The sequence below is a fragment of the Vibrio sp. SNU_ST1 genome, assembly GCF_030563405.1.
In the GTDB taxonomy this organism is placed as follows: Bacteria; Pseudomonadota; Gammaproteobacteria; order Enterobacterales; family Vibrionaceae; genus Vibrio.
The window spans coordinates 2158553-2179280 of record NZ_CP130748.1 but is presented as its reverse complement, the minus strand read 5'-3'; the positions used below and the strand labels follow the sequence as shown (position 1 = coordinate 2179280).

General features: G+C 43.4%; 18 protein-coding genes and 1 pseudogene. 12 read left to right on the top strand and 7 right to left on the bottom strand.

Annotated elements, in window-relative coordinates; all coding sequences use genetic code 11:
- Positions 1–946: 946 nt before the first annotated feature.
- Both Q5H80_RS09440 and Q5H80_RS09435 read left to right on the top strand, forming a co-directional pair.
- The gene (locus Q5H80_RS09440) at positions 947–1882 is read left to right on the top strand and encodes a LysR family transcriptional regulator (protein WP_304564567.1); all 936 of its coding nucleotides are present in this window, start codon (positions 947–949) and stop codon (positions 1880–1882) included.
- Between the two features lie 19 nt (positions 1883–1901).
- Positions 1902–2027 (top strand): annotated as a pseudogene (locus Q5H80_RS09435) (EamA family transporter); the annotation flags it as partial.
- 103 nt (positions 2028–2130) lie between these two features.
- Here Q5H80_RS09435 and Q5H80_RS09430 read toward each other — a convergent pair.
- The 4 genes from Q5H80_RS09430 to Q5H80_RS09415 all read right to left on the bottom strand — a co-directional run bounded on the left by Q5H80_RS09430 (position 2131) and on the right by Q5H80_RS09415 (position 4466).
- Positions 2131–2559, bottom strand: a complete 429-nt coding sequence (locus Q5H80_RS09430) for a MarR family winged helix-turn-helix transcriptional regulator (protein ID WP_304564566.1) — start codon at positions 2557–2559, stop codon at positions 2131–2133.
- 122 nt (positions 2560–2681) lie between these two features.
- A complete protein-coding gene (locus tag Q5H80_RS09425; protein ID WP_304564565.1) occupies positions 2682–3176 on the bottom strand; it encodes a peptidylprolyl isomerase in 495 nt (164 codons plus the stop codon).
- A 238-nt stretch (positions 3177–3414) separates the two neighbouring features.
- Positions 3415–4014: a thiol:disulfide interchange protein DsbA/DsbL gene (locus Q5H80_RS09420; protein ID WP_304564564.1), complete on the bottom strand. Its 600-nt coding sequence runs from the start codon at positions 4012–4014 to the stop codon at positions 3415–3417.
- A gap of 92 nt (positions 4015–4106) precedes the next feature.
- Positions 4107–4466 carry a hypothetical protein gene (locus tag Q5H80_RS09415; RefSeq protein WP_304564563.1) on the bottom strand — a complete coding sequence of 120 codons (360 nt, stop codon included), beginning with the start codon at positions 4464–4466 and terminating at the stop codon, positions 4107–4109.
- A 313-nt stretch (positions 4467–4779) separates the two neighbouring features.
- Between Q5H80_RS09415 and Q5H80_RS09410 the strand changes: the two genes are divergently transcribed.
- Entirely contained in the window at positions 4780–5736 is a 957-nt protein-coding gene (locus Q5H80_RS09410) for a glycosyl transferase family protein (protein ID WP_304564562.1), read from the top strand.
- Positions 5737–6009: 273 nt separating this feature from the next.
- Here the strand turns inward: Q5H80_RS09410 and Q5H80_RS09405 are convergent, their stop codons facing one another.
- Positions 6010–6243 (bottom strand): hypothetical protein, encoded by a 234-nt coding sequence (locus Q5H80_RS09405; RefSeq protein ID WP_012604416.1) that lies wholly within the window; start codon positions 6241–6243, stop codon positions 6010–6012.
- A 287-nt stretch (positions 6244–6530) separates the two neighbouring features.
- Between Q5H80_RS09405 and Q5H80_RS09400 the strand changes: the two genes are divergently transcribed.
- From Q5H80_RS09400 to udp, 4 genes are all read left to right on the top strand, one after another.
- Positions 6531–6947: a CBS domain-containing protein gene (locus Q5H80_RS09400; RefSeq protein ID WP_009847166.1), complete on the top strand. Its 417-nt coding sequence runs from the start codon at positions 6531–6533 to the stop codon at positions 6945–6947.
- A 188-nt stretch (positions 6948–7135) separates the two neighbouring features.
- Entirely contained in the window at positions 7136–8599 is a 1464-nt protein-coding gene (locus Q5H80_RS09395; RefSeq protein ID WP_304564561.1) for an MATE family efflux transporter, read from the top strand.
- A gap of 175 nt (positions 8600–8774) precedes the next feature.
- Positions 8775–11132: a zinc/cadmium/mercury/lead-transporting ATPase gene (locus Q5H80_RS09390; protein ID WP_304564560.1), complete on the top strand. Its 2358-nt coding sequence runs from the start codon at positions 8775–8777 to the stop codon at positions 11130–11132.
- Positions 11133–11451: 319 nt separating this feature from the next.
- Positions 11452–12210: a uridine phosphorylase gene (gene udp / locus Q5H80_RS09385; protein ID WP_009847163.1), complete on the top strand. Its 759-nt coding sequence runs from the start codon at positions 11452–11454 to the stop codon at positions 12208–12210.
- Between the two features lie 228 nt (positions 12211–12438).
- On the opposite strand, the gene Q5H80_RS09380 is transcribed toward udp, so the two are convergent.
- Together Q5H80_RS09380 and Q5H80_RS09375 are read right to left on the bottom strand one after the other, a co-directional pair.
- Complete coding sequence (locus Q5H80_RS09380; RefSeq protein ID WP_304564559.1) at positions 12439–13605, bottom strand: DUF1887 family protein; 1167 nt, start codon at positions 13603–13605, stop codon at positions 12439–12441.
- Positions 13606–13800: 195 nt separating this feature from the next.
- Positions 13801–15792, bottom strand: a complete 1992-nt coding sequence (locus tag Q5H80_RS09375) for a methyl-accepting chemotaxis protein (protein ID WP_304564558.1) — start codon at positions 15790–15792, stop codon at positions 13801–13803.
- A gap of 275 nt (positions 15793–16067) precedes the next feature.
- Between Q5H80_RS09375 and hinT the strand changes: the two genes are divergently transcribed.
- From hinT to Q5H80_RS09350, 5 genes are all read left to right on the top strand, one after another.
- On the top strand, positions 16068–16418 hold the full coding sequence (hinT, locus tag Q5H80_RS09370; protein WP_009847160.1) for a purine nucleoside phosphoramidase: 351 nt from the start codon (positions 16068–16070) through the stop codon (positions 16416–16418).
- Between the two features lie 524 nt (positions 16419–16942).
- Positions 16943–18334 (top strand): COG3014 family protein, encoded by a 1392-nt coding sequence (locus Q5H80_RS09365; protein WP_304564557.1) that lies wholly within the window; start codon positions 16943–16945, stop codon positions 18332–18334.
- On the top strand, positions 18334–18717 hold the full coding sequence (locus Q5H80_RS09360) for a YcfL family protein (RefSeq protein ID WP_009847158.1): 384 nt from the start codon (positions 18334–18336) through the stop codon (positions 18715–18717). Before Q5H80_RS09365 ends, Q5H80_RS09360 begins: the two co-directional genes overlap by 1 nt.
- Positions 18718–18855: 138 nt before the next feature.
- Positions 18856–19446 (top strand): penicillin-binding protein activator LpoB, encoded by a 591-nt coding sequence (gene lpoB, locus Q5H80_RS09355; RefSeq protein ID WP_009847157.1) that lies wholly within the window; start codon positions 18856–18858, stop codon positions 19444–19446.
- A 369-nt stretch (positions 19447–19815) separates the two neighbouring features.
- Positions 19816–20682 carry a phosphotransferase gene (locus Q5H80_RS09350; RefSeq protein WP_304564556.1) on the top strand — a complete coding sequence of 289 codons (867 nt, stop codon included), beginning with the start codon at positions 19816–19818 and terminating at the stop codon, positions 20680–20682.
- The last annotated feature ends 46 nt before the right edge of the window (positions 20683–20728 follow it).

Below are 20728 nucleotides of genomic sequence, written 5' to 3'. Positions count from 1 at the left end.
ATCTCAACCTACATCAATAAGAAGAGAGAATTTGCAGCCTAGGAGTAACCTTTAATGACATCTTAAAAAGTAGATGTCTATTATGTGGGTAGATTGGTGCGCATAATAAACAAAAGTAATAGATGGTATTTAAGTCCAGACAACCGATTCTCGGTATCAAGAAGCGAATATGCTTCCCTACAAACCAATTCTTATTGTTAGTCAGAAACGCAGGTTGAATGACTATGTACTGTTGAACGAAATATTTGACTCGTTCTTTTAGTTATTGTCTTCTTTACGTGTAATACCTCGGTTGTCGAGGGGCTCTTCCATGGCAATGACATAGTGTTGTAAAACATTTGTCAGCATTCTGTTTTGGCTAAGAATTGATTTGTTAGCAGGATAATAGGAAGAGTTTTGAGCGGTATCTACCCAGAATTACGATTTGATAATATCGTAATTACGATGAGTTACTATCACTCTAAATCGGTAAGCCGAATTGTTTGCTGGCGCTCAAATTCGGCTTTAAAACATCGTGAGTTAAATTGGTTTGGATCAATGAAATGACTAATAAAAGCATCAACAAGTAATTTGTTGAAATGAATATTTTTATGCGCTTTTTACAATAGAAAGAGTGATGAATATAAGTGAGGAGTCATATAGAGCCGATAATCAGTTTTGTCCGTCAGAAAGGCACTTCTTAGATGATTTGATGTGAAATACTGTAGCGCTAGTTACTTAAATGTATATCTTAATGACACTCAACACAGTGTCATGACAAACGACACAATTGTGCATTTTTTTGTTGTTATAGGAGAGTCACTCATCGATTAGGCCCTCCTTCAAAAGTGATCGGTATGAAGGAGGCTTACTGTCTCAACTTGCGAGGTCAAACGAGGGAATATTATTTTATTTAATCGCTTTTACGATAGCATGGAACTCATGGTCGCCTAACGAGTAATGATATATGAGCAACGAAATCCCCAACTTCAACCTACTTGCTGTGTTTTCTGCGGTGATGGAGCAGGGCAGTTTGAGTAAGGCTGCGGATCAACTCAGTACCAATCAATCGACCATCAGCACCGCATTAGCGCGCCTAAAAAAAGAGATTGGCCAAGAGCTTTTTGTTCGTAAAGGACGTGGCGTTGTGCCTACCTCTTATGCCCAAAGCTTGTATGAACAAGTTAAAGCGCCGATCAATGAACTCAATGGCGTGTTTCAATCGATGGCTAATTTTGATGATCAATCCTCTGAACGTAAGTTTGTAATTTCTTCACCTGAGCACTTACAGTGGGTACTGCTTAATAGTTTTGCGGCGCTTCCTAATCAAAACTTGTCGTTAGAAGTCTTTGATCAACCAGACAGTGATGAGCGTATTTACGAAGATCTTTTGACTCAAGAGTTCGATGCCATGATCGATATTGTGGTACCTGAACACCCTAGCATAGCTAGTGAAACCCTATATGAAGGGGAGTTTGTGATCGTGTGTCGAGCTGACCACCCGAGAATCCGAGGTGAAATCAGCGAAGCGCAATTCATGAGTGAAAAACATGCTGTATTAGACAGAACGCGACGTAAAGTTCGCAGTTTAAATCACTACACCTCTTTGGATTTATCGAAGCGCAAAATCGTGTTTCACGGGCGCTCACTGTTCAGTAATATCTTGCTATGTAGCCAATCGGATTACATCACGGTAGTGCCTTTATCTATGGCTGTGCAGTTTCAAGAAAGGTTAGGTTTACAGTTGTTTAAACCACCTTTTGAATATCAGCCTATATCCCACTATTTGATTTGGCTAAAGAAGCAGAATAATGACCCCGCTCATAAATGGTTCAGAGAACAAGTCATCAGTACATCAGATGCGATGTCGAAGACGCTAAAAAATAGGCGTTTGCGGTTTTAATTGAGAATTTAAGGGAAGCATTGGCTTGTTGCTGTCTGCTTCATTGTAGGTATGGGTGTTTGCTGTATCGGTGACAGAAAGCTTGCCGGAAGGGGCATTCATCATGAGTTTAGCGATGATCATTGCTTCACTGTTTTGCTATATAAAATGGTCGAGACGACAATAAAACACTCGGTACAAGGCCGAGTGTTGATGCATGCTTAGAAAGCACTAAACAATATGTTTGGTAAGCGATGAGTGCAGTAAAATCAGATTGCCGCGACCATCTTTTGAAGTAGCTTGATCATCTGCTGTTGTTCTTCAGCGTCCAACTCATTCATCAATTCTTTGTTTAAACGAGTAGGGATTGGAATCAGCTGTTCTTCGAGTGCTCTCCCTTTTTCCGTTAAGTAGATTCTGAAAGAACGACGACTGTTTGGATCGGCTCTGCGTTCAACCAGTTCAAGCTTTTCTAGCTTGTCCAGTGTGCGTGTCGTTGTTGAATTCTCGACTTTGGACTTTGCCGCGATATCACGCTGAGTAATACCTTCCTCTTCCCATAGGCACATCAAGGTTGGCCAGAGCGCAATGGTTAAGCCATGTTCTTTCAATTCTGTGTCGAAATCTTTGCTCGCTTTATTGGCGATCACGTTGATCATCCAACCAAAGCTATTTTGTCTATCAAATTCTTGTGACATCCGTCAGTACCTAATTCTTATGATGACATTACAACTATTGTCATCGTAACTAATACCAATGCAATTAGCACCAACATTGCTTCGTTATTTGATAAAAAAGCGAATTGACTGCTAATTTTGAATTAATCGCGAATCGTGACCTTGGTGATCACAATATCTTCGCACGGCACATCTTCGTGTCCCCAGCGAGTAGTGGTTGGTGCAAGCGCAATCTTGTTTACCACATCCATACCTGCCGATACTTTGCCAAACACTGCGTAACCCCAACCTGCGTTGCTGGTCGCGGTATGATCAAGGAAATCATTGTTGTCAAGATTGATAAAGAATTGAGCCGTTGCTGAATGGGGTGCGTCAGTGCGAGCCATCGCTACAGAACCAATCACATTTTTTAAGCCTCGGTTAGCTTCATTCACAATAGGTGCGTGTGTTGGTTTCTCTGTCATGTCGATAGTGTGTCCACCACCTTGAATCATAAAGCCTTCAATCACACGGTGAAATGTCGTGCCTTCATAGAAGCCTTCTTGGCAGTATTTAAGGAAGTTTTTTGAACTTACTGGCGCTTTCTCAAGGTTAAGTTCAATTTCGATGTCGCCAAAGTTAGTGGTCAGAATGATCATAAAGGTGCCCAATGTTTGAGTGCTAATATTTTGAGTACTACAGAGTAGTGGATGATGTAATAGGGTGCAGTATATGAGAAATAACGGCGGATGCCAGTGAACAGTGATTCTGACGTGTATTCAAGGGCGAACTGAATGACCTTCGAGCGTGCCATTGCGCATTCACTTCACTCGTAAAGACAAGAAAGCCAGCGATCAGGTCGCTGGCTTTTGAGGTTTTAAAGACTATCGCTTTTGATTAAAGCGTTAGAAGGTAATTCACCAGCTGGTTGTACTCTTCGTAGCTCTTGATTTGATCCGGTTTTACGATGTATTTGTTGTTAACCAGCACTCCAGGAACACCTGTTAGTGTGCTTTGATCAAATTCTTTATCGAAACGTTTTTGCATCGAGTTCACTGCAAAGCTGTTGTATGCCGCATCAAACTTCTTCGCATCGATACCGTTATCAATGAAGATCTGGCGAAGTTCGGCTTCGTTTCTTGGGGTCTGTTGCTTCTCGTGAATTTTGGCGAACATTGCTGGAACCATATTGTCTTCAGTATCGAGTGCAATCATGGTCGCGTAAGCTTTTGCCATAGGCACAGCCATGTCGTTGCCCATAAACGCTACGTGCACTTTTTGAAAGCTTGCTGATTTCGGTAGGTCTTTCTTTAGGTACTTAATGACGCCTTCAAATTTGTAGCAATGAGGGCAGTAAAACGAGAAGAATTCGGTAACGACTGGCTTATCTGCTTTCGCTACGTCGAGGATCTTGTAGTGAGTGCCTTCTTCAAACTGAGCGGCATTAATTGAAGCGCTCATGATCAGAGCGGCGAATAGGCTAAATAGCTTTTTCATGTGTTTATTTCCTAAATTTGGATGTCATTGTTTACAGCGATAGAGCTGTATTAGTAATACGTTGGCAAGCGTTGCCAAACAGGGACAAACAATTAAGAAATAGGAGGGCGGTAAGGAGCTTGTGGCGACATGATCGCCTTGTGTGAAGGCTCTTTCTCGATTAAAGCCAATGAACCAATTTGGGTATCAAAAGACTCTGACACAATCAACGGTGGCATTTTAAGCAAGCATACAGAGCCACAGCAGTGGTGTTCTACATTGGGTTGCGCGCTAGAATATGGGAATGAGTCACTGGTGTTGAATGAGGAATAGGTGTTCTGCGATAAGGTCGATAGATTTTGAGTTGCCTGCATAGCATTGTCGTTCGCGATACTGTCCACACTGATGGTGGCCACTAACATAGCGAATAGCATAAAAGCATGTACCCAAATTTTGTTAATCAACTTTGGCATTAAATATTAGTCTTTGTGTCTGAACTAAGGTTGGCGTGAATTACATTCCGCAGCAGTTAAGCAATAAAGGCGCAAAACAAGCGATTCAAGTTTTCTTAGACTCTGCGGTTTTACTGTCATCTGGATACATATTCAATATGTGCGATTTTGCATTAGTTAATTTTACACCAGTAAGCGTGCTTTTAGAACAGTAATCAGTGCATTGGTAATTAGAGTGATAGTACCTGAATCGCTTTGCAATGAACTGCGGGTGTCATAGAATCGAAAACGTATTCGAATTTTATTGATATCAACGGAAGAGAATAAACAATCAATGAGTAGTATTTTAGAGTGTATTCGTACAGTTGGACGAGGGGAAAGAGGCCGTAAGCCTTTGTCGTTCGAACAAGCCTACCGCATCATGGATGAGTATTTAAGCGGAGAGGTCGGTGACGACCAAATGGCTATGCTACTGATGTTGATTCGTGTGCAGAATGAAACCAATGAAGAGATCGCAGGCTTTGTAAAAGCGTTTCAATCCCGAGTGCCAGACTTAGGTGCTGATATCGATTGGCCGTGTTACGCAGGTAAGCGTAACGATAACGCCAGTGGAAAGCCTTGGAACCTGTTGGCAGCAAAAATTCTAGCTGACAACGGCTATAAAGTATTAATGCATGGCTACATGGACAAACCCAGTGGTCGTACGCATGTCGAAACGCATTTAGAATGCGTCGGCGTTCGCAGCGCGCAAGATCCGCAAGACGCAAAGCAGATCCTAGAAGCCGATGGCATTGCTTACTTACCTTTAGCGAACTTCGCCCCACAAGCTCAAACTATGATTGGTTGGAAACATCGTTACGGGTTGAGAACGCCGATTAATACTGTAGTTCGAGCATTGAACCCAGGTGGTGGTCGTTTAGGCTTGCGTGGCAGCTTTCACCCAGGATTCCCACAACTTCATGCAGAAGTCGAGCATGTGATTGGCAATAAATCCCACTCGGTGATTTCATTTAAAGGCATGAATGGCGAATCAGAATACAACCCTAAAGTGAGTCAAACTGTCTGGATGAGTTCTCCTGAGAAGGTGGAATCTTTTTACTGGGAAGGCACAATGAATGCTGAACTGCCTCTGCCTTCTGAATGTGTACTGGGCACACCACAAGATGAGATGGAGTTAATGGCGAATAGTGTTGTGGATAGTATGACGGCGATTTTATTTGCAGAAACGCATGATAAGGCTGAAGCTTACTCAAAGGCAGCGCGTTTGTGGGAAGCCTATTGTACTCGTTAGTAGCTAGTAGCTAGTAGCTACTAGCTAGTATCTAAGAGTTAAGAGTTAGCAAATAACGTATAGAGATTTAAATCGTGAATGAAGAAGGTCAGCGAATGCTGGCCTTTTTTGTGCACCTTTTTGTACATTTACCGTGGTCGGCATTCGATGGTGAATAAAGCAGGCAATCATTGTCAATGTGATTGCCTACTCAAAACATGTTGTTACAACGGTGTTCTGTGCTGTTGACCATGCTGCTTGAGCTTGCCGATCAAGACATGCGTTATGACTGCGCTATTTTAGGAATAGGCCGAAGTCGATCTCTTGTTCTCTTCCGTATTTAACCAGTTTCACTTTCAAGTTGTGTTCAGCTGCAAGATCAATAGCTAAGTTAGACATGCGCTTTATCTCATTAAAACAGCTTGAGATTAGGGGCTTTTCTTGGTTGTCGACAGTAGCGATAAGTGTGTTCTCTGTACCTTCGTTGTCTGCATAAACATACGCGTACATGTTGTTGTCGTGTTGCATAAATTACCTAAGTTGAGCTTTTTGTTATTAGTGTGGTGAAGGTTACAGTATTTATGTATTCAGGCTAGTTTATGTGAAGAATCAAAGGTAAGAGTTTGTAAGCGGTGTTTAAATTTTTTGCTTCATAGATATGCGTGCAAGCCTTCTGTTGCCTCGTTTTTTGCTTTGGTAGGTTTTGCCTATCAATAAAATTGTTGAAATCCATTTAGTAAAATCAAGATTTTAGACAACAATTAAGGTAACACGATAGAAAAATCGATAACAAAATGTATTTTAGGGAGAACGCAATGCATTCTATTAAAGTGAAAGATTACATGACGCCGCAGGTTGTGACATTCACTCCTGACATGCCGTTAAGCCTCGCGTTAGACAGAGTAATGCGCAGCCATCATATGGGCGGTCCAGTCATTGATGATAATGAGCAAGTGATTGGTTTCCTTTCTGAACAAGATTTACTCGAGAAGTTAGTGAAGGTGAGCTATTTCTGCCAAGACACGCATATTGTAGGTGATTGTATGTACCAAGAAGTTCTCTCGGTATCACCAGAATTATCCATTATTGAATTGGCAGATATGATGCAAGTTGGAAAACCCAAAGCCTACCCTGTGCTCGATAACAAAAAGTTAGTGGGGATGATTACTCGAACCGATGTTTTGAGAGCAATCGGCAAGAACTTAGATGAATGCTTCAAACATCAGGTATAGTTTTAAACATCATGTATAGTGGTGTGTTAAGAACGATTATTTTTCTCAATATCCTCAATTGAAAAGGCGCACTAGCGCCTTTTTTCTTTGTAGAGCTTTTCTTGATGGATCTTTTTTGTAGATCCCTAGTTTGTGGCTGAATAGCTTATAGAGCTTTATCTTGTGGTGTTCCAACTTTTGGAGGTTTCATGTCAAATCAAACGGCGAAGTTTGTAGAAGGTTCAACGATGCGCCACATATTGGTGATGTCGGGGGCTGGCTCTGTTGGTTTGATGGCGTTATTCGTGGTCGATTTACTCGATATGTTGTTCATCAGTATGTTGGGACAAGTCGAATTGGCCGCGGCCGTTGGTTTTGCAGGTACACTGACATTTTTCTCTACCTCCGTTTCGATCGGTACTTCTATTGCTATGGGTGCGTTGGTTTCCAAAGCTATTGGTTCAAAGAATCAAGAACATGCTCGAAACCTCGCCACCAGTATTATGCTGACCGCTTTTGTCATCAGTTCGACGATTACTGCGGTGATGTTCGCCTATATCCCAGAGCTGCTTGCTGCGATTGGTGCAAAGGGGGTTGCCGCAGAGCGGGCGCAAGCTTACCTGCAGATCTTATTGCCAAGCGGGCCATTTCTAGCGCTAGCGATGGCTGCGGGTGCAGGCTTGAGAGCCGCGGGGGATGCCAAACGTTCGATGTGGGCGACCTTGTCGGGCGGCATTGTTAACGCGATTCTCGACCCTTTGTTTATTTTTGGTTTTGGTTGGAACATCGAAGGGGCGGCTATCGCTTCTGTCTTTGCTCGTTTTTCGGTGCTCTTTTTCTCGCTTTACCCTTTGATTCGCAGTCACCAGCTGGTGGCTCCCCCTTCTATTGTACAATGGCGCATTAATATTCGACCGATATTAGCTATTGCGCTGCCTGCTATTATCACCAATGCCGCAACGCCTATCGGTAATGCGATTGTAACGACGGGGATTGCACAATACGGAGAGGATTTTGTCGCAGGCTTTGCCGTGATAGGTCGTCTGACGCCGGTTTGTTTTGCGGTTATCTTTGCTTTGTCTGGCGCCGTGGGCCCTATCATTGGGCAAAACTTTGGTGCAGAGCGAATGGACAGAGTAAAAGAAACACTCAACAATTCTTTGTTGGTTACTACTGCATACACCATCGCCGTTTGTATTCTCTTATACTTTGTCCAAGACTATGTGATCCAAGGCTTTAGCCTACAAGGCGATGCCGCAATTATTGTTGCCGCATTCTGTACCTATGTAGCGTTGACCTTCACCTTCAACGGCGCACTGTTTGTTGCTAACACGTCTTTTAATAACCTAGGTAAACCGCTTTACTCGACAGCACTGAATCTGGGTAAAGCCACTCTCGGTACATTGCCGTTCGTTTACTTAGGCTCGCAATGGTATGGCGCATTGGGTGTGCTGTATGGGCAAGCCTTGGGTAATGTTTTGTTCGGAATACTCGGTACCTTAGTGCTTCGCTATCATATTGCCGAGCTTATGCAAGGTTCCCAAGTTGATCCTGTGGAAGACGATGTGTCGATAGTCAGCTTGAATACACAACCTTTCTGTTCACATGATGCAGTTCTTATTGATGATGTATCGGCGAACAGAGAAGAGTGTACGGAGCTTAAATCTCAGTAACTCTGTACTTTCTGAATAAGATCTTTGGTTTTTGATAACTTCTTTTTTACCTAGGACAATTTGTTCTTGACCTTGGAGCTACCTCCAAGGTTTATACTTTTGATGAACTTAAGGTTTTGTTGCTGTGATTAGTCAGCAATAACCTCAAGGCTTTTGAGTATTAAGGAGATACATTATGTGCGCAAAACATGCAGCGTGCCGCTCAGCAAAAGTGGACGTTCAACCTCAAGCGACTGGAGCAAGCTGCTCTAGCCCAAAAATTTCAAGCATCACGGCAGCAGGTACTTCATCTGCATGTTGCAGCTCTTCTGTTGCTGCACCTTCTTCGCCTGGAGATGATTGTTGTGGTTCAGATAGTGGAGAAGAAGACCGGCTGCCCTTAACTGAGTCTCTTAACGCCCAATTTTCCAAAAGTTGGTTGGTCTCGGGAATGGACTGTCCAGCTTGTGCTCGAAAAATAGAAAAAGCGGTCAGTAACATCGAAGGTGTTATTGAAGCTAAAGTTTTATTCGCTACCGAAAAGCTTGTTGTTAAATTCGATAGTAAAAATCTTGCTGAAACCATCGAACAAGTCTCTATCAAAACTGGTTTCCCTCTTTCGGAAGTCGGTTCTAAGAAAGAAAAACAACAACCTGAGACTTTTTGGCAAGCTCATATCCAACCTAATTTTCAGATCATCGCGATTGCAGCGGCCATGCTGTTTGCAGCACTGTTGAAAAGTATCTCTCCTCAATTGAGCGAAGGCTTATTCACCGCCACTTGTTTGCTTGGACTTTATCCTGTAGCTAAAAAAGCCGTTCAACTTGCCCGTTCAGGTACACCTTTTGCGATAGAAACACTAATGAGTGTGGCTGCCCTTGGCGCTTTGTACCTTGGCGAAACCGCGGAAGCAGCGATGGTTCTTCTGTTGTTCTTGATTGGTGAGCGATTAGAAGCGTTTGCTTCATCCAGAGCAAGAAGTGGTGTTCAAGCGCTAATGGCATTAGTGCCAGAAAATGCCACCAAGATTATCAACGGTGAACGTGTTGAAGTTGCCGTCAGTGAACTTGTTCCAGGTGATGTGATTGAAGTGGCGGCGGGCTCTCGTTTACCTGCTGATGGTAAACTTATTACCGACGCTGCGAGCTTTGATGAAAGCGCGCTAACGGGTGAGTCTGTTCCTGTCGAACATATAGCAGGCAACAGCATCATGGCTGGCGCTGTGGTGGTGGATAAAGTTGTGCGTATCAGCATCACTTCAAAGCAGGGTGAAAATGCGATTGACCGTATCCTTCATTTGATTGAAGAAGCGGAATCTCGTAAAGCACCGCTTGAACGTTTCCTCGATAAGTTTAGTCGTTGGTACACACCGCTAATGATGTTGGTAGCTCTGTTGGTCATCATCACACCACCATTGCTATTTGCGCAGCCTTGGGAAACCTGGGTTTACCGAGGTCTAGCTCTATTATTGATTGCTTGTCCGTGTGCGTTGGTTATCTCGACACCTGCTGCAATTACTTCTGGTTTAGCAGCAGCGGCGAAACGTGGCGCATTAATTAAAGGCGGCGCGGCACTAGAGCAGCTAGGGAAAATTCAAACGATTGCCTTTGATAAGACAGGTACGTTGACTGAAGGCAAGCCTCAGGTTACGGATATTCAGCCTCTATCGGGTTGGAAGCAAGACGCTATGCTTCGTGTAGTTGGGGCGATTGAAGTCGGTTCGACTCATCCATTGGCGCAGTCGCTTGTCGCTAAAGTTAAAGAGCTGAATGTTGAGATCCCTGAATCACACAACAAGAAAGCGCTCATTGGTAGCGGTGTTGAAGGCGATGTCGACGGTGTTAAGTATCAGGTTTTATCACCGTCTAAAGTCACGTTTGCTCTTGGACCCGATGTGGTTTCTCAAGTAGAAGCATTAGAAGGTGAGGGCAAGACGGTTGTCGTTGCTCTGGAGCTGAAACAGCAAGATGGATTAACGGAGCAAACCTCGACAGAGATTGGTTTGATTGCTTGGCAAGATACGTTACGCAGTGATGCGAAGCTTGCGATTGAACGACTTAATGACTTGGGTATTCAATCTATCATGCTCACAGGGGATAACCCACGAAGCGCAGCAGCGATTAGTAGCAAGATTGGTATGCAGTACAAGGCAAGCTTATTGCCAAGTGACAAGGTGTCTTACGTTGAGGAGTTATCCCAACAATCGCATGTGGCAATGGTCGGTGATGGCATCAACGATGCGCCAGCAATGAAAACGGCGAATGTAGGTATTGCTATGGGTGGTGGTACTGATGTTGCGCTTGAAACGGCAGATTCAGCACTGACTCACAACCGTTTAACAGAGCTGCCCGCGATGATTGAACTGTCGCAAGCGACCATGAATAACATTCGTCAAAACGTAGCACTAGCGCTCGGTTTGAAAGGTGTGTTCTTGGTGACCAGTTTGCTTGGTATTACCGGGCTTTGGGTTGCCGTTCTTGCAGATAGTGGCGCGACAGCACTGGTGACACTCAACGCACTGCGTCTGCTTCGATTCAAGTCGAAAGCGGATTAAGTTAAGCTCTCAGACTCAGACATAGACACTCTTAATTTTAAAAGCGTCTTATATAAAAAGCACCTCACATAAAAGCGCCTTTAGCGGTCATTCGTTAAAGGCGTTTTTTGTCTCATTAGTATGCAACGCAGCCGTTCGGATTGCTTATTTTTGTGATGCCAATCGGTTTTTCGTGAAACCTGAAATGTTGTTGCGATCATTGGTGTGATGTTCGTCACTTCATTTCATTATGAGCTTGGTTAGAGTGTGTTCGTACCCCACGAATTTACTATGAGCTTAAATAAGGGTAAAAAGCCCAATAAGCCAAAAGGAGCGAACTATGTCTCAAGCTGTTTTCCACTTAGGTGTTACTGAAGCAGATCTTAACGGTGCTACTCTTGCGATCATTCCTGGTGATCCTGCTCGTGTGCAAAAAATTGCAGAAGAGATGGAGAATCCCGTATTTCTTGCGAGCCACCGTGAATACACGCTTTACCGCGCAGAGCTAGACGGTAAGCCAGTTGTTGTATGTTCAACAGGTATCGGCGGCCCATCTACTTCTATCGCAGTTGAAGAGCTTGCTCAGCTTGGCGTTCGTACTTTCCTACGTGTTGGGACTACTGGTGCGATCCAACCTCACGTAAACGTGGGTGACATGATTGTTTCTACGGGTTCTGTTCGTCTAGACGGCGCGAGCCTGCACTTCGCTCCGATGGAGTTCCCAGCAGTTGCTGACTTCGAAGTTGCTACAGCAATGAAAGCAGCAGTTGAAGAATCAGGCGCAGCAGTTCATATGGGCGTAACCGCTTCAAGTGATACTTTCTACCCAGGCCAAGAGCGCTACGACACGTTCTCTGGTCGCGTGGTTAAGCGTTTCCAAGGTTCTATGCAAGAATGGCAAGACATGGGTGTTCTTAACTTCGAAATGGAATCAGCAACGCTACTAACAATGTGTGCAAGTTCTGGTTTGAAAGCAGGTTGTGTTGCTGGTGTGATCATCAACCGTACTCAAAAAGAGATACCTGATCACGAGACACTAAAAGTAACAGAAGCGCGCTCAATCAAAGTGGTTGTAGAAGCTGCTCGTAAAATGCTTTAAGTCGTAACAGTACTTTTAGTTTTCAAGTGCATTAAGTTTTCAAGTGTATTAAGTCTTAAAACGACTTCAAATTTTGAAAATGGCCAAATCATTCGATGCGGCCATTTTTTGTGCAGCTTTAAAGTAATAGATAGAGAAAATAGATAAGAAAAAAGGCGAGTGACTGAATAGTCACTCGCCTTTTTAAAATTTAGTTAACAGTGCTGTGTTCAGAAAAACTGGCTTGTTTTAGCACTCTAAGTCTTCATTACCACCGGCGGCGGTAAACCATGCCGCTAGGTGTGTTTTAAGATCTTTTAATTCGTCAGGGCCAATCAATGCAAGGCCAAGGTCTTCTGCTCGTGTGATGTCATTATGACGAAGAGGGCGGAAGCTCACCAACATTGCTCGTGCTTGTAGGCCGCCTAGTAGGTCTCTGAGCGATTCCAGCTTGTACAAGGTATCATCGCCATCATCTCGCATACCTTTGGTCTTACACTCGATGATGTGCAGCTTATTATTCACTACAGAAGCAACATCAAGCTCATTACGAACCTCGCGCTCACCGAGCTGACGATAAACCTGAACATTCAAAGAGCGATCTTGAATGGTCGGCATGTCATCTTGGATCTGCTTCACTGTGCTATGAACCAATGTTTCAAGCCATTCGCCGTTTGAGAAGCGTCGTGCGTCTTCATTGGCAAACGTCAAAATACCATTGTCATAAGTGGCAATCTTAGCTTCAACCAAATCGCTCAACAGCATATTCAGCTCACGATAACCTTGTTGCTTCTCAGACAAGCCAACATCAAGCCTTTGTTCTTTACGGCAGGTCGTTGCAAGGTAGTTTAATGTCGCAAGACCTGGGCCTAATTCTAATGCGTTACTTGCCCAGCGCTCACCCAGTTCATAAAGTTTTTGGTCAAGTTGCGGAGACAGTTGTACATCGCTGAATTCACCACGAGCACCGAATACCGTTAAGTAGTCATCGATAGTGATACGGTCTTGAACTTGTGCGTCCTCTTTACCATTCGGGTAAAGCCAACACAACTTGTCACTGTTTGGTTCAACAACAAAGATCGGCCAGTGGTAAGTACGGAATACTTCGTAGACAGAAAGTAGTCGGTGACGAAGGCCACAACTTGCGTTGAGTTTTACTTCTTGACCTCGAGCCTTGAGGTCTTCGGCAAGGGTTTGGATAGATTCTTTGATTGCAGAGGTGTTTACGATAGTTGGAATCTCGAAAAATTCGCTCGTAATATCACGCTTCTGTAAAACGCTGTCTAAGCGTTGATATATACTGACTTGATTTTTGTCACCGATGAACACGATGTGAGTGCTGATCGTTCGGTTGTCGAGTAGTGGGGTGATCAACCGAATGGGGTCTTGATCGATAATGCCAACATGAACAGCCATATAAATTCCTTAATAGCGGCTCGCTCATAAAGGTGAAAGAAAACGGGAAGCAGCAAGCCTTTATAATCATATAATGACAAAGCTCATAAAAAACAAGGGCAACCCTTGATAAAAGTTGCCCTTGTTCAATTAGTTATCACTATTGGGTGAGATATCCCAACATTTTAGGTGAATATCTATTGGTTGTTCGTTTACCTATAGCTTGAATTGATGAACTAAATCGCCTTGCTGGTTTGCCAGAATTGTTAGGTTTTGGCTTGCCTCTGCAATTGATGACATCGCTTGATAACTCTTATCAGCAATTTGGTTGATGTCTTCAATGTTACGCGCGATATCACCCGAAGTTTCACTCTGCTCAGCCGCGGCTTGAGAAATGTGCGTACTCATACGACTGATTTCTAGAATCAATGCCTGAATCTCTTCCATAGCACTATTAGCACTTGAAGCTTGTTCAACCGACATATCCATATCACTCATGCAGCTTTCAATTACATTGCTTGCTGTTTTAGAGCTTGATTGTAGGTTACTGATCATGGTCTCGATTTCAGACGTTGATTGAGTGGTCTTTTGTGCCAGTACTCGGACTTCATCTGCAACGACAGCAAATCCACGACCTTGTTCACCTGCGCGCGCCGCTTCGATTGCTGCGTTGAGTGCAAGTAGGTTCGTTTGATCAGCAATACCACGAATAACATCGAGGATAGAGCCGATCTGGCTACTCATTTGTTGTAGTTCGCCTACAGCACCCACGGATTCAGTCAGACGCACCTCAAGTTGATTAATGGTGCTGATGTTGGTGTTCATAACTTGACGACCTGATTCAGAAGCCGATTCTACTTGTTGAACCATAGTTAATGAGCTTTGTGCGCTGTTTGCTACTTCTTGTACAGAATGAGACATTTGTGTCATTGCCGTTGCGACGGTTGCTGTTTGTTCACGCTGGCTGTTCAATTGAGCCTGTGTCTCAGAAGAGGTTTTTTGGTTTACGCTTGCAGTATTGGTTAGGTCATCTGAAGCGTCATTCAGTTTCACCAAAATGTTGTGCAGGTTGTCGGCTAAGGTATTGATGTGACGGCTTACTCGGCTGAATTCGTTGTCGTATCGAATATCGATACGCTGAGTCATATCTCCTTCAGTTAGACCTTCTAATGTACCGAGAATGCGCGTTAGTGGCTCTCTTACACTATGTGCAATGTGGTAACCAATTGCTGCAGCGAATACGGTGACAACAATGCCAATTGCAATTGCTTTGAATAGACCGTTGTCGTAGATGCTGCTCGCATCTGCTAATGATGAGTTGAGTTGCTCTTCCGCTGTGACGTTGAAAGAATCCAGTACCGCCATTGCTTGGTCGACTTCAACGGCTAGATTAGCAATGTTGATGTACAAGGCTTCTTTCGCTTTCAGATAGTTATTATGTTTATCTAAAACACCGCCTTTTTGTCCCACGTCTTTCGTGAAGTTTTTAACCGATTCATCGAAAACATTTTTAATCGCAGGCAATTGTGTCGCTAAGCCACGGTACGCGTAATTTAGGTGGGTAACGGCCTTTTTGTTTTGGTTAACGGCTTTTTGTACGAAGGCAACATCAGAACTTGCTAGTGCATCAGAGGTAATCACCTCGGCGTCTTGTAGTTTAATAAAGTAGCTCTTTGCCATCACTTTTACAGAGATGCTTTTTTGGTCGGCAACGTACTCTTTCATGCCAACGGTTAATTCTGAATGTAAGCGTTGGAAATCACGTGATGCTTTTTGTACTTGTTCTTGCGCCTCAAACATAGCAATGTAATTGTTCATCGCTTCACCTGCTTCGGTGAAGTAACGTTCTTCCATTGCTCTTAATTGCGTGATGCGCTCAGTGAGCGAGGTATTGTCTTGGCTTGCTGCTTCTAGGCTACCTAGCACTTCAGAAAAAGCGTTTTGTGATGCGGCAAACTCTGTACGCATTGCAGACATACGCTCAGAATTTTGTGTGGTTAAGAAGTCTTTAAATGACTTGTCAGCGGAAAGTAGTTGGACACTTGTTTGGTTCGAAAGCGCAACCAGCGGTAATGAGACTTTTGAGACGCTCTCAAAATTACTATGTATCTGATTCATGCTGCTCATCATGATGGTTATCGTGACTGCGAACATGATGATGATCAGTGCGAAACCAGCGTACATACGCTTGATCACAGATCCCTTCATGACTTTCTCCCTAAATAAATGTGGACCTAATACCAGGTCAAAACAAAACTAACAAAATTATCAGGATTCTATTGAGCTCGGCTTACGCATTTTATGACGCACACGTCAAAAATAGCCCTTTGTCCTAACCAATATGCCATTCTTGAGAGGCAAGGCGTGTTTTTTTTGATTTGAACGGTGTTTTTTATTATGCTTTAAAGCAGGTTTATTGTGGTTTGATGCGGCATAGCGCATACTCAAAGCATTAAAAAATAAATGTTTTATCGGAGAGACACATGGCTGAAGAAACCATTTTTAGTAAGATCATCAATAAAGAAATTCCAGCTGATTTGCTATACCAAGACGATTTAGTAACCGCATTTCGCGATATTAACCCTCGTGCTCCTAGTCATATTCTAATTATTCCTAACAAGCTGATTCCAACAACGAATGATGTTGAAGCGGAAGATGAAGCAATGATGGGACGTATGTTTACTGTTGCTCGTAAGTTAGCAAAAGAAGAAGGCATTGCAGAAGACGGCTATCGTCTTATTGTGAATTGCAATTCTCACGGTGGCCAAGAGGTTTACCATATTCACATGCATTTGGTTGGTGGTCGCCCGCTTGGCCCGCTTTTAATGAGTTAATTAAAAGGCTAATAAGCTAACGAAACAGTTAATGATCTCGTTAATACAAGTTAATGGTTAATTAACATAAACAGCTAGTTGGAAAATTTGTTGTTTGTATGCCAACTTTTAGTTTTATCTGTTGTCTGAATATCGGCTTCGCAAAGGCAGAGCTAATTAAGCAAGGGATTACCTTGCTTAAGATTCTTTTTACAACGTGTTTCGTTTTGATAATGAGACTAGGGTCTGTTGATCTTTCGAGCTGATTTTTGCAGCACTTTGTGGGAGATTTCTACAAGGCAGAGGCTTTGAAGTGTAGCTAGCCTACATGAGAAGCTGATAACGCAGTAGAAATGAACCACAAAGACTGCCCGAAGGGTTCGGCTAGAATCGTTTTATGCTTTGTTAAGAAGTATTAACTTAGAATGACTAGGCTACATACTCCTTGCCGCGCCTAAAACGATTCTATCTCGAACAAAATTTAACCACGAAAGGTCAACAGACCCTAACAAAGTTGGCATTTTAAACATGCACGGAGACGATAAGTGAAGCACCAGTTTAGATTCGCTTCCATTGCCCTGTTATCGGCGTTGACAGCGGGTTGTGCGAATATGTCGGCAGGGAGCCTGTTCAGTCATTACAGCGCGCAAAACAAAGAAATTTACCAAGCCGTCAAGTCTGGGGATTATTCAACGGCTCAACAAGAGTTACCAGATTACGTAGCAGGTGACATTCTTGATAACTTTGAAAAAGGTAGAATTAATCTACTGGATCAAAAATATCCTGAGAGTAAATCGTCGCTCGAACTGGCTGATCAGGCAGTAAAAGATCAGCAAAGTAAAGCGGTGATCTCTGTATCAGACAGTGCAACCAGTGTCGGCGCGTTGGCTGTGAATGACAATATTACCGAGTATGTGCCAGCCGATTATGAGTTGGGCTTTCTGCATTTATATCTTGGTTTGAATTATTTAAAGAAAAACGATTTAGAAGGTGCGGTGATCGAAATGCGTCGCGCTAACCAAGTTCAGGAGCAAGCAAAGAAACAACGTGAAGCTGAGTTAGAAAGTGCTGCTAGCGACGCAAAATCTCAAGGGTTGTCTGCCAACGTGGGTAGTATTCTTGCGAATTATCCTGATGCGGGTAAAAAGCTGCAATCTGTGCAAAATGCGTATCTGATGTTTTTGTCTGGCTTGCTTTATGAAGCATCTAACGATCTGAATAGCGCTTATGTGGACTATCGACGTGCTTTGGCTGTCATGCCAGATAACCAAGAAATCATTGATAGAACCATGGCAACAGCAGCTCGTTTAGGCATGCGACAAGATCTAGCAAAACTGGAGAAGCGCTACAAACTGTCACCTAAGTTAGGGGCAAGTGAAGGGCGAGTGATTGTGCTTCAAGAGCAAAGTGCAGTTCAAGCGATGGACAGTTGGCGATTAGATTTACCTATTTATGACAGTCGCGATCAGGGCGCAATATACTCTCTGGCGCTGCCATATTATCCGAGCCAAAGCGTAGAACGCTTTTCTGCGCTACGAATCAGCGGGCAACCGTTGTCTGAGCATTTGATTACGGATGTGAATGCGATGGCGCAGAATGATTTATCTGAACGTATGACGAGCATTGTTATTCGCCAAGCGTTACGTGTTGTCGCGAAAGACCGCATCCGTAAAGAAGCAACTCAAGGTAACGATGTCGGTAACATTTTGTTCAATGTCTGGAATGCATTCACGGAACAACCAGACACTCGAAGCTGGCAATCTTTACCTGCGGAAATAAAGACCAGCACGTTTGTAGCAAACAGTGGTCAATATACGTTAGAAGCGGGTGGTAAAATGTATGACTTTGATATTCGAGAAGGGCAGACCACTTTGGTGTGGATTTCTCGACAAGGAAACAATGCAACAATGTGGCATAAACAGCTAGGGAGGCTGTAATGAAAAAGTGGTTAGTGAGCTTAGCAGCGGTTATGGCTCTGGCTGGTTGTGCTGATAATACAGCTGGCGTAAGGGTAGATAGTCAAACTCAGAACGTTTTCTTTGGTGATAAGGTATTGGGCAGCCGCTTACAGGTTGAAGATATCCGTACTGATCTTGTCGACGGTCATACGCGAGGAATCGTGCGTTTAAACAGTAACTATAAAGGCGATCAACATATCCTTTATCGCTTTTACTGGTACGACGATGCTGGTCTTGAGGTCAACCTAAAGCAAGGCCCTTGGAAGCAAGCGATTGTTCGTGGCTTTGAAAGCATTTCGTTATCGGAAGTGTCGGTAAATCCGAAAGCGACTCAGTTCAGAGTTCAGTTCAGAGAGCAGTAAACTTTCGTTTGGAACCGCTCATATTTAGAGTGGTTCCAAGCTCTATAGCAAAAACGAGATAGAACGGGTCTAAGGATTCGAAAATACAAAATTTAAGAGAGTGGGTAACCCCGCTTAGTGATTAGTTAAGGAAACAAAATGAAAAAGAGTGTCATTGCGCTACTAGGTTTAGCGGTTATTTTAGGCGGTTGTTCAAACAAGGTAAGCTACGGTGATGCACAATCAGTAGAAACCACGACAATCGATTTCGGTTCAACTGACCTTCAAACGATTGCGGGTGAAATGGTCGATAGCATGATGGCGTCTGGTTCTGTGTCTTACATTACTCGTGAACAACGTCCAATCGTGTTCGTAGAGCGAATCAAGAACAAAACAAGTGAGCACATCGATACTGAGTCAATCACTGATACCATCAGTACTAAAATGCTGAACTCTGGTAAGTTCCGTTTCGTTGATATGGACCGTGTAGAGTCTGTTCGTGAACAATTGAACTTCCAAAATAACGATGAGCTTGTAAATCAAAGTTCAGCAATCCAATTTGGTAAAATGGTTGGTGCTCAGTACATGTTGTACGGCAACCTATCAAGCATCGTTAAGAAAGCGGGCAGCGACGAAGACGTATACTACAAAATGACCATGCGCCTAATGGATCTTGAGTCTGGCTTGATTGAGTGGGCTGACGAGACTGAAATCCGTAAGCAACAATCTAAGAGCTTACTGGGCTTTTAATCTAGTTTACTTGGCTTCTAATTAGCTTACTGAGTTTTTAATTGAGCTTATTGAGCTTCTTGAATGGCTTAGTGTGCTATTAACTTGGCTTAGTCATGCCTCAACGCAGTACATGTTATTTGCTGTGATTGGTATTTATGAAGAGGCACTGGCTTTTGGTCAGTGCCTTTTTTGTAGGGAAATTAATACCAATCGTAGTAAATAACTGGTCACCCTAGCTTGTTAAAAACCTCGATAACTTCGTTAGAATTTTTGATTGTAGAATAACTACTTATCGAAAAATTCTGCCTTGTTCTCAAGCTTTTTTCCTACGCTATGTTTGATCACTTACTTACTGTGATTGGTATAAGACGTTTATAGGGAATAAGTATGGCGATTTTTTCTTGGTCTGAAGCAAAGCTTCTTGATACCAGTTTGAGTTCTCTTGATGGTTACTTTTCTGAGCCTCCAATCAGAGCGCAGACGTTGACTGGCGGTTTGACCAATCGGTGTTGGAAATTGGTTTTAGCCGATGGCACCGCGTATGTTTGGCGTCCAATTACACCCATCACGAAAGCGTTCTTCATATCTCGCCATGAAGAGTATCAAGTATTGTCTACGATTGAACGCCTAGATATCGGCCCAAGTCCGATAGTGGTCAATGAGCAAGGCTTATTGGTTGAATGGATCGCGGGTGAGACGCTGTACGAAGGACTAGAGCTAGATGATTTACTGAAGACGCTGATCTCGGTACATTTGGTTAATACTGCGCGATTACCACTGCAATCATTCAGTTTCACAACGCGAGTCGACCACTATTGGCTGCAGCTTGATGCGGTTCATAAGACTGAAACCTGCACTAAGATTTATCAAGAGTGGCGCGCGGCCCCGAGTGTTACTAATGTCGACCTGTCTTTGTGCCATTTTGATTTAGGTGGTTATAACCTAGTGAGAAACAGTGACGGTATTAAGATTATCGACTGGGAATACGCTGCGCTAGCAGACCCTAGGCTAGATTTAACTTTGACCATTGCGGTTACTGGAGTGCAGGCCACTGAAGCGGTTGAGAAGTACTGTCAGCTGCGAGGTATCCATGATGTTCAGCCTTGGCTAGATGGTGTAGAAGCGTGGTTACCAAGAAGCCAAATGATGGCGATGCTGTGGTATTTACTTGCTCATCAGCTATGGGGCGATGACAGTTATTTGCGTGAAGCAGAGGCTCTTAGTCACACTTTATGTAGCTATGATCACGTTTAGGAAGTGAAAAATATAATTTCAGAGCTCTTCCCTTTAAAACCTTGTT

What these genes read in the sequence shown, in the direction of transcription:
- Q5H80_RS09440 (WP_304564567.1), top strand. Translation starts at nt 947, where the DNA reads ATGAGCAACGAAATCCCCAACTTCAACCTACTTGCTGTGTTTTCTGCG.
- Q5H80_RS09430 (WP_304564566.1), bottom strand. Translation starts at nt 2,559, where the DNA reads ATGTCACAAGAATTTGATAGACAAAATAGCTTTGGTTGGATGATCAAC.
- Q5H80_RS09425 (WP_304564565.1), bottom strand. Translation starts at nt 3,176, where the DNA reads ATGATCATTCTGACCACTAACTTTGGCGACATCGAAATTGAACTTAAC.
- Q5H80_RS09420 (WP_304564564.1), bottom strand. Translation starts at nt 4,014, where the DNA reads ATGAAAAAGCTATTTAGCCTATTCGCCGCTCTGATCATGAGCGCTTCA.
- Q5H80_RS09415 (WP_304564563.1), bottom strand. Translation starts at nt 4,466, where the DNA reads ATGCCAAAGTTGATTAACAAAATTTGGGTACATGCTTTTATGCTATTC.
- Q5H80_RS09410 (WP_304564562.1), top strand. Translation starts at nt 4,780, where the DNA reads ATGAGTAGTATTTTAGAGTGTATTCGTACAGTTGGACGAGGGGAAAGA.
- Q5H80_RS09405 (WP_012604416.1), bottom strand. Translation starts at nt 6,243, where the DNA reads ATGCAACACGACAACAACATGTACGCGTATGTTTATGCAGACAACGAA.
- Q5H80_RS09400 (WP_009847166.1), top strand. Translation starts at nt 6,531, where the DNA reads ATGCATTCTATTAAAGTGAAAGATTACATGACGCCGCAGGTTGTGACA.
- Q5H80_RS09395 (WP_304564561.1), top strand. Translation starts at nt 7,136, where the DNA reads ATGTCAAATCAAACGGCGAAGTTTGTAGAAGGTTCAACGATGCGCCAC.
- Q5H80_RS09390 (WP_304564560.1), top strand. Translation starts at nt 8,775, where the DNA reads ATGTGCGCAAAACATGCAGCGTGCCGCTCAGCAAAAGTGGACGTTCAA.
- udp (WP_009847163.1), top strand. Translation starts at nt 11,452, where the DNA reads ATGTCTCAAGCTGTTTTCCACTTAGGTGTTACTGAAGCAGATCTTAAC.
- Q5H80_RS09380 (WP_304564559.1), bottom strand. Translation starts at nt 13,605, where the DNA reads ATGGCTGTTCATGTTGGCATTATCGATCAAGACCCCATTCGGTTGATC.
- Q5H80_RS09375 (WP_304564558.1), bottom strand. Translation starts at nt 15,792, where the DNA reads ATGAAGGGATCTGTGATCAAGCGTATGTACGCTGGTTTCGCACTGATC.
- hinT (WP_009847160.1), top strand. Translation starts at nt 16,068, where the DNA reads ATGGCTGAAGAAACCATTTTTAGTAAGATCATCAATAAAGAAATTCCA.
- Q5H80_RS09360 (WP_009847158.1), top strand. Translation starts at nt 18,334, where the DNA reads ATGAAAAAGTGGTTAGTGAGCTTAGCAGCGGTTATGGCTCTGGCTGGT.
- lpoB (WP_009847157.1), top strand. Translation starts at nt 18,856, where the DNA reads ATGAAAAAGAGTGTCATTGCGCTACTAGGTTTAGCGGTTATTTTAGGC.
- Q5H80_RS09350 (WP_304564556.1), top strand. Translation starts at nt 19,816, where the DNA reads ATGGCGATTTTTTCTTGGTCTGAAGCAAAGCTTCTTGATACCAGTTTG.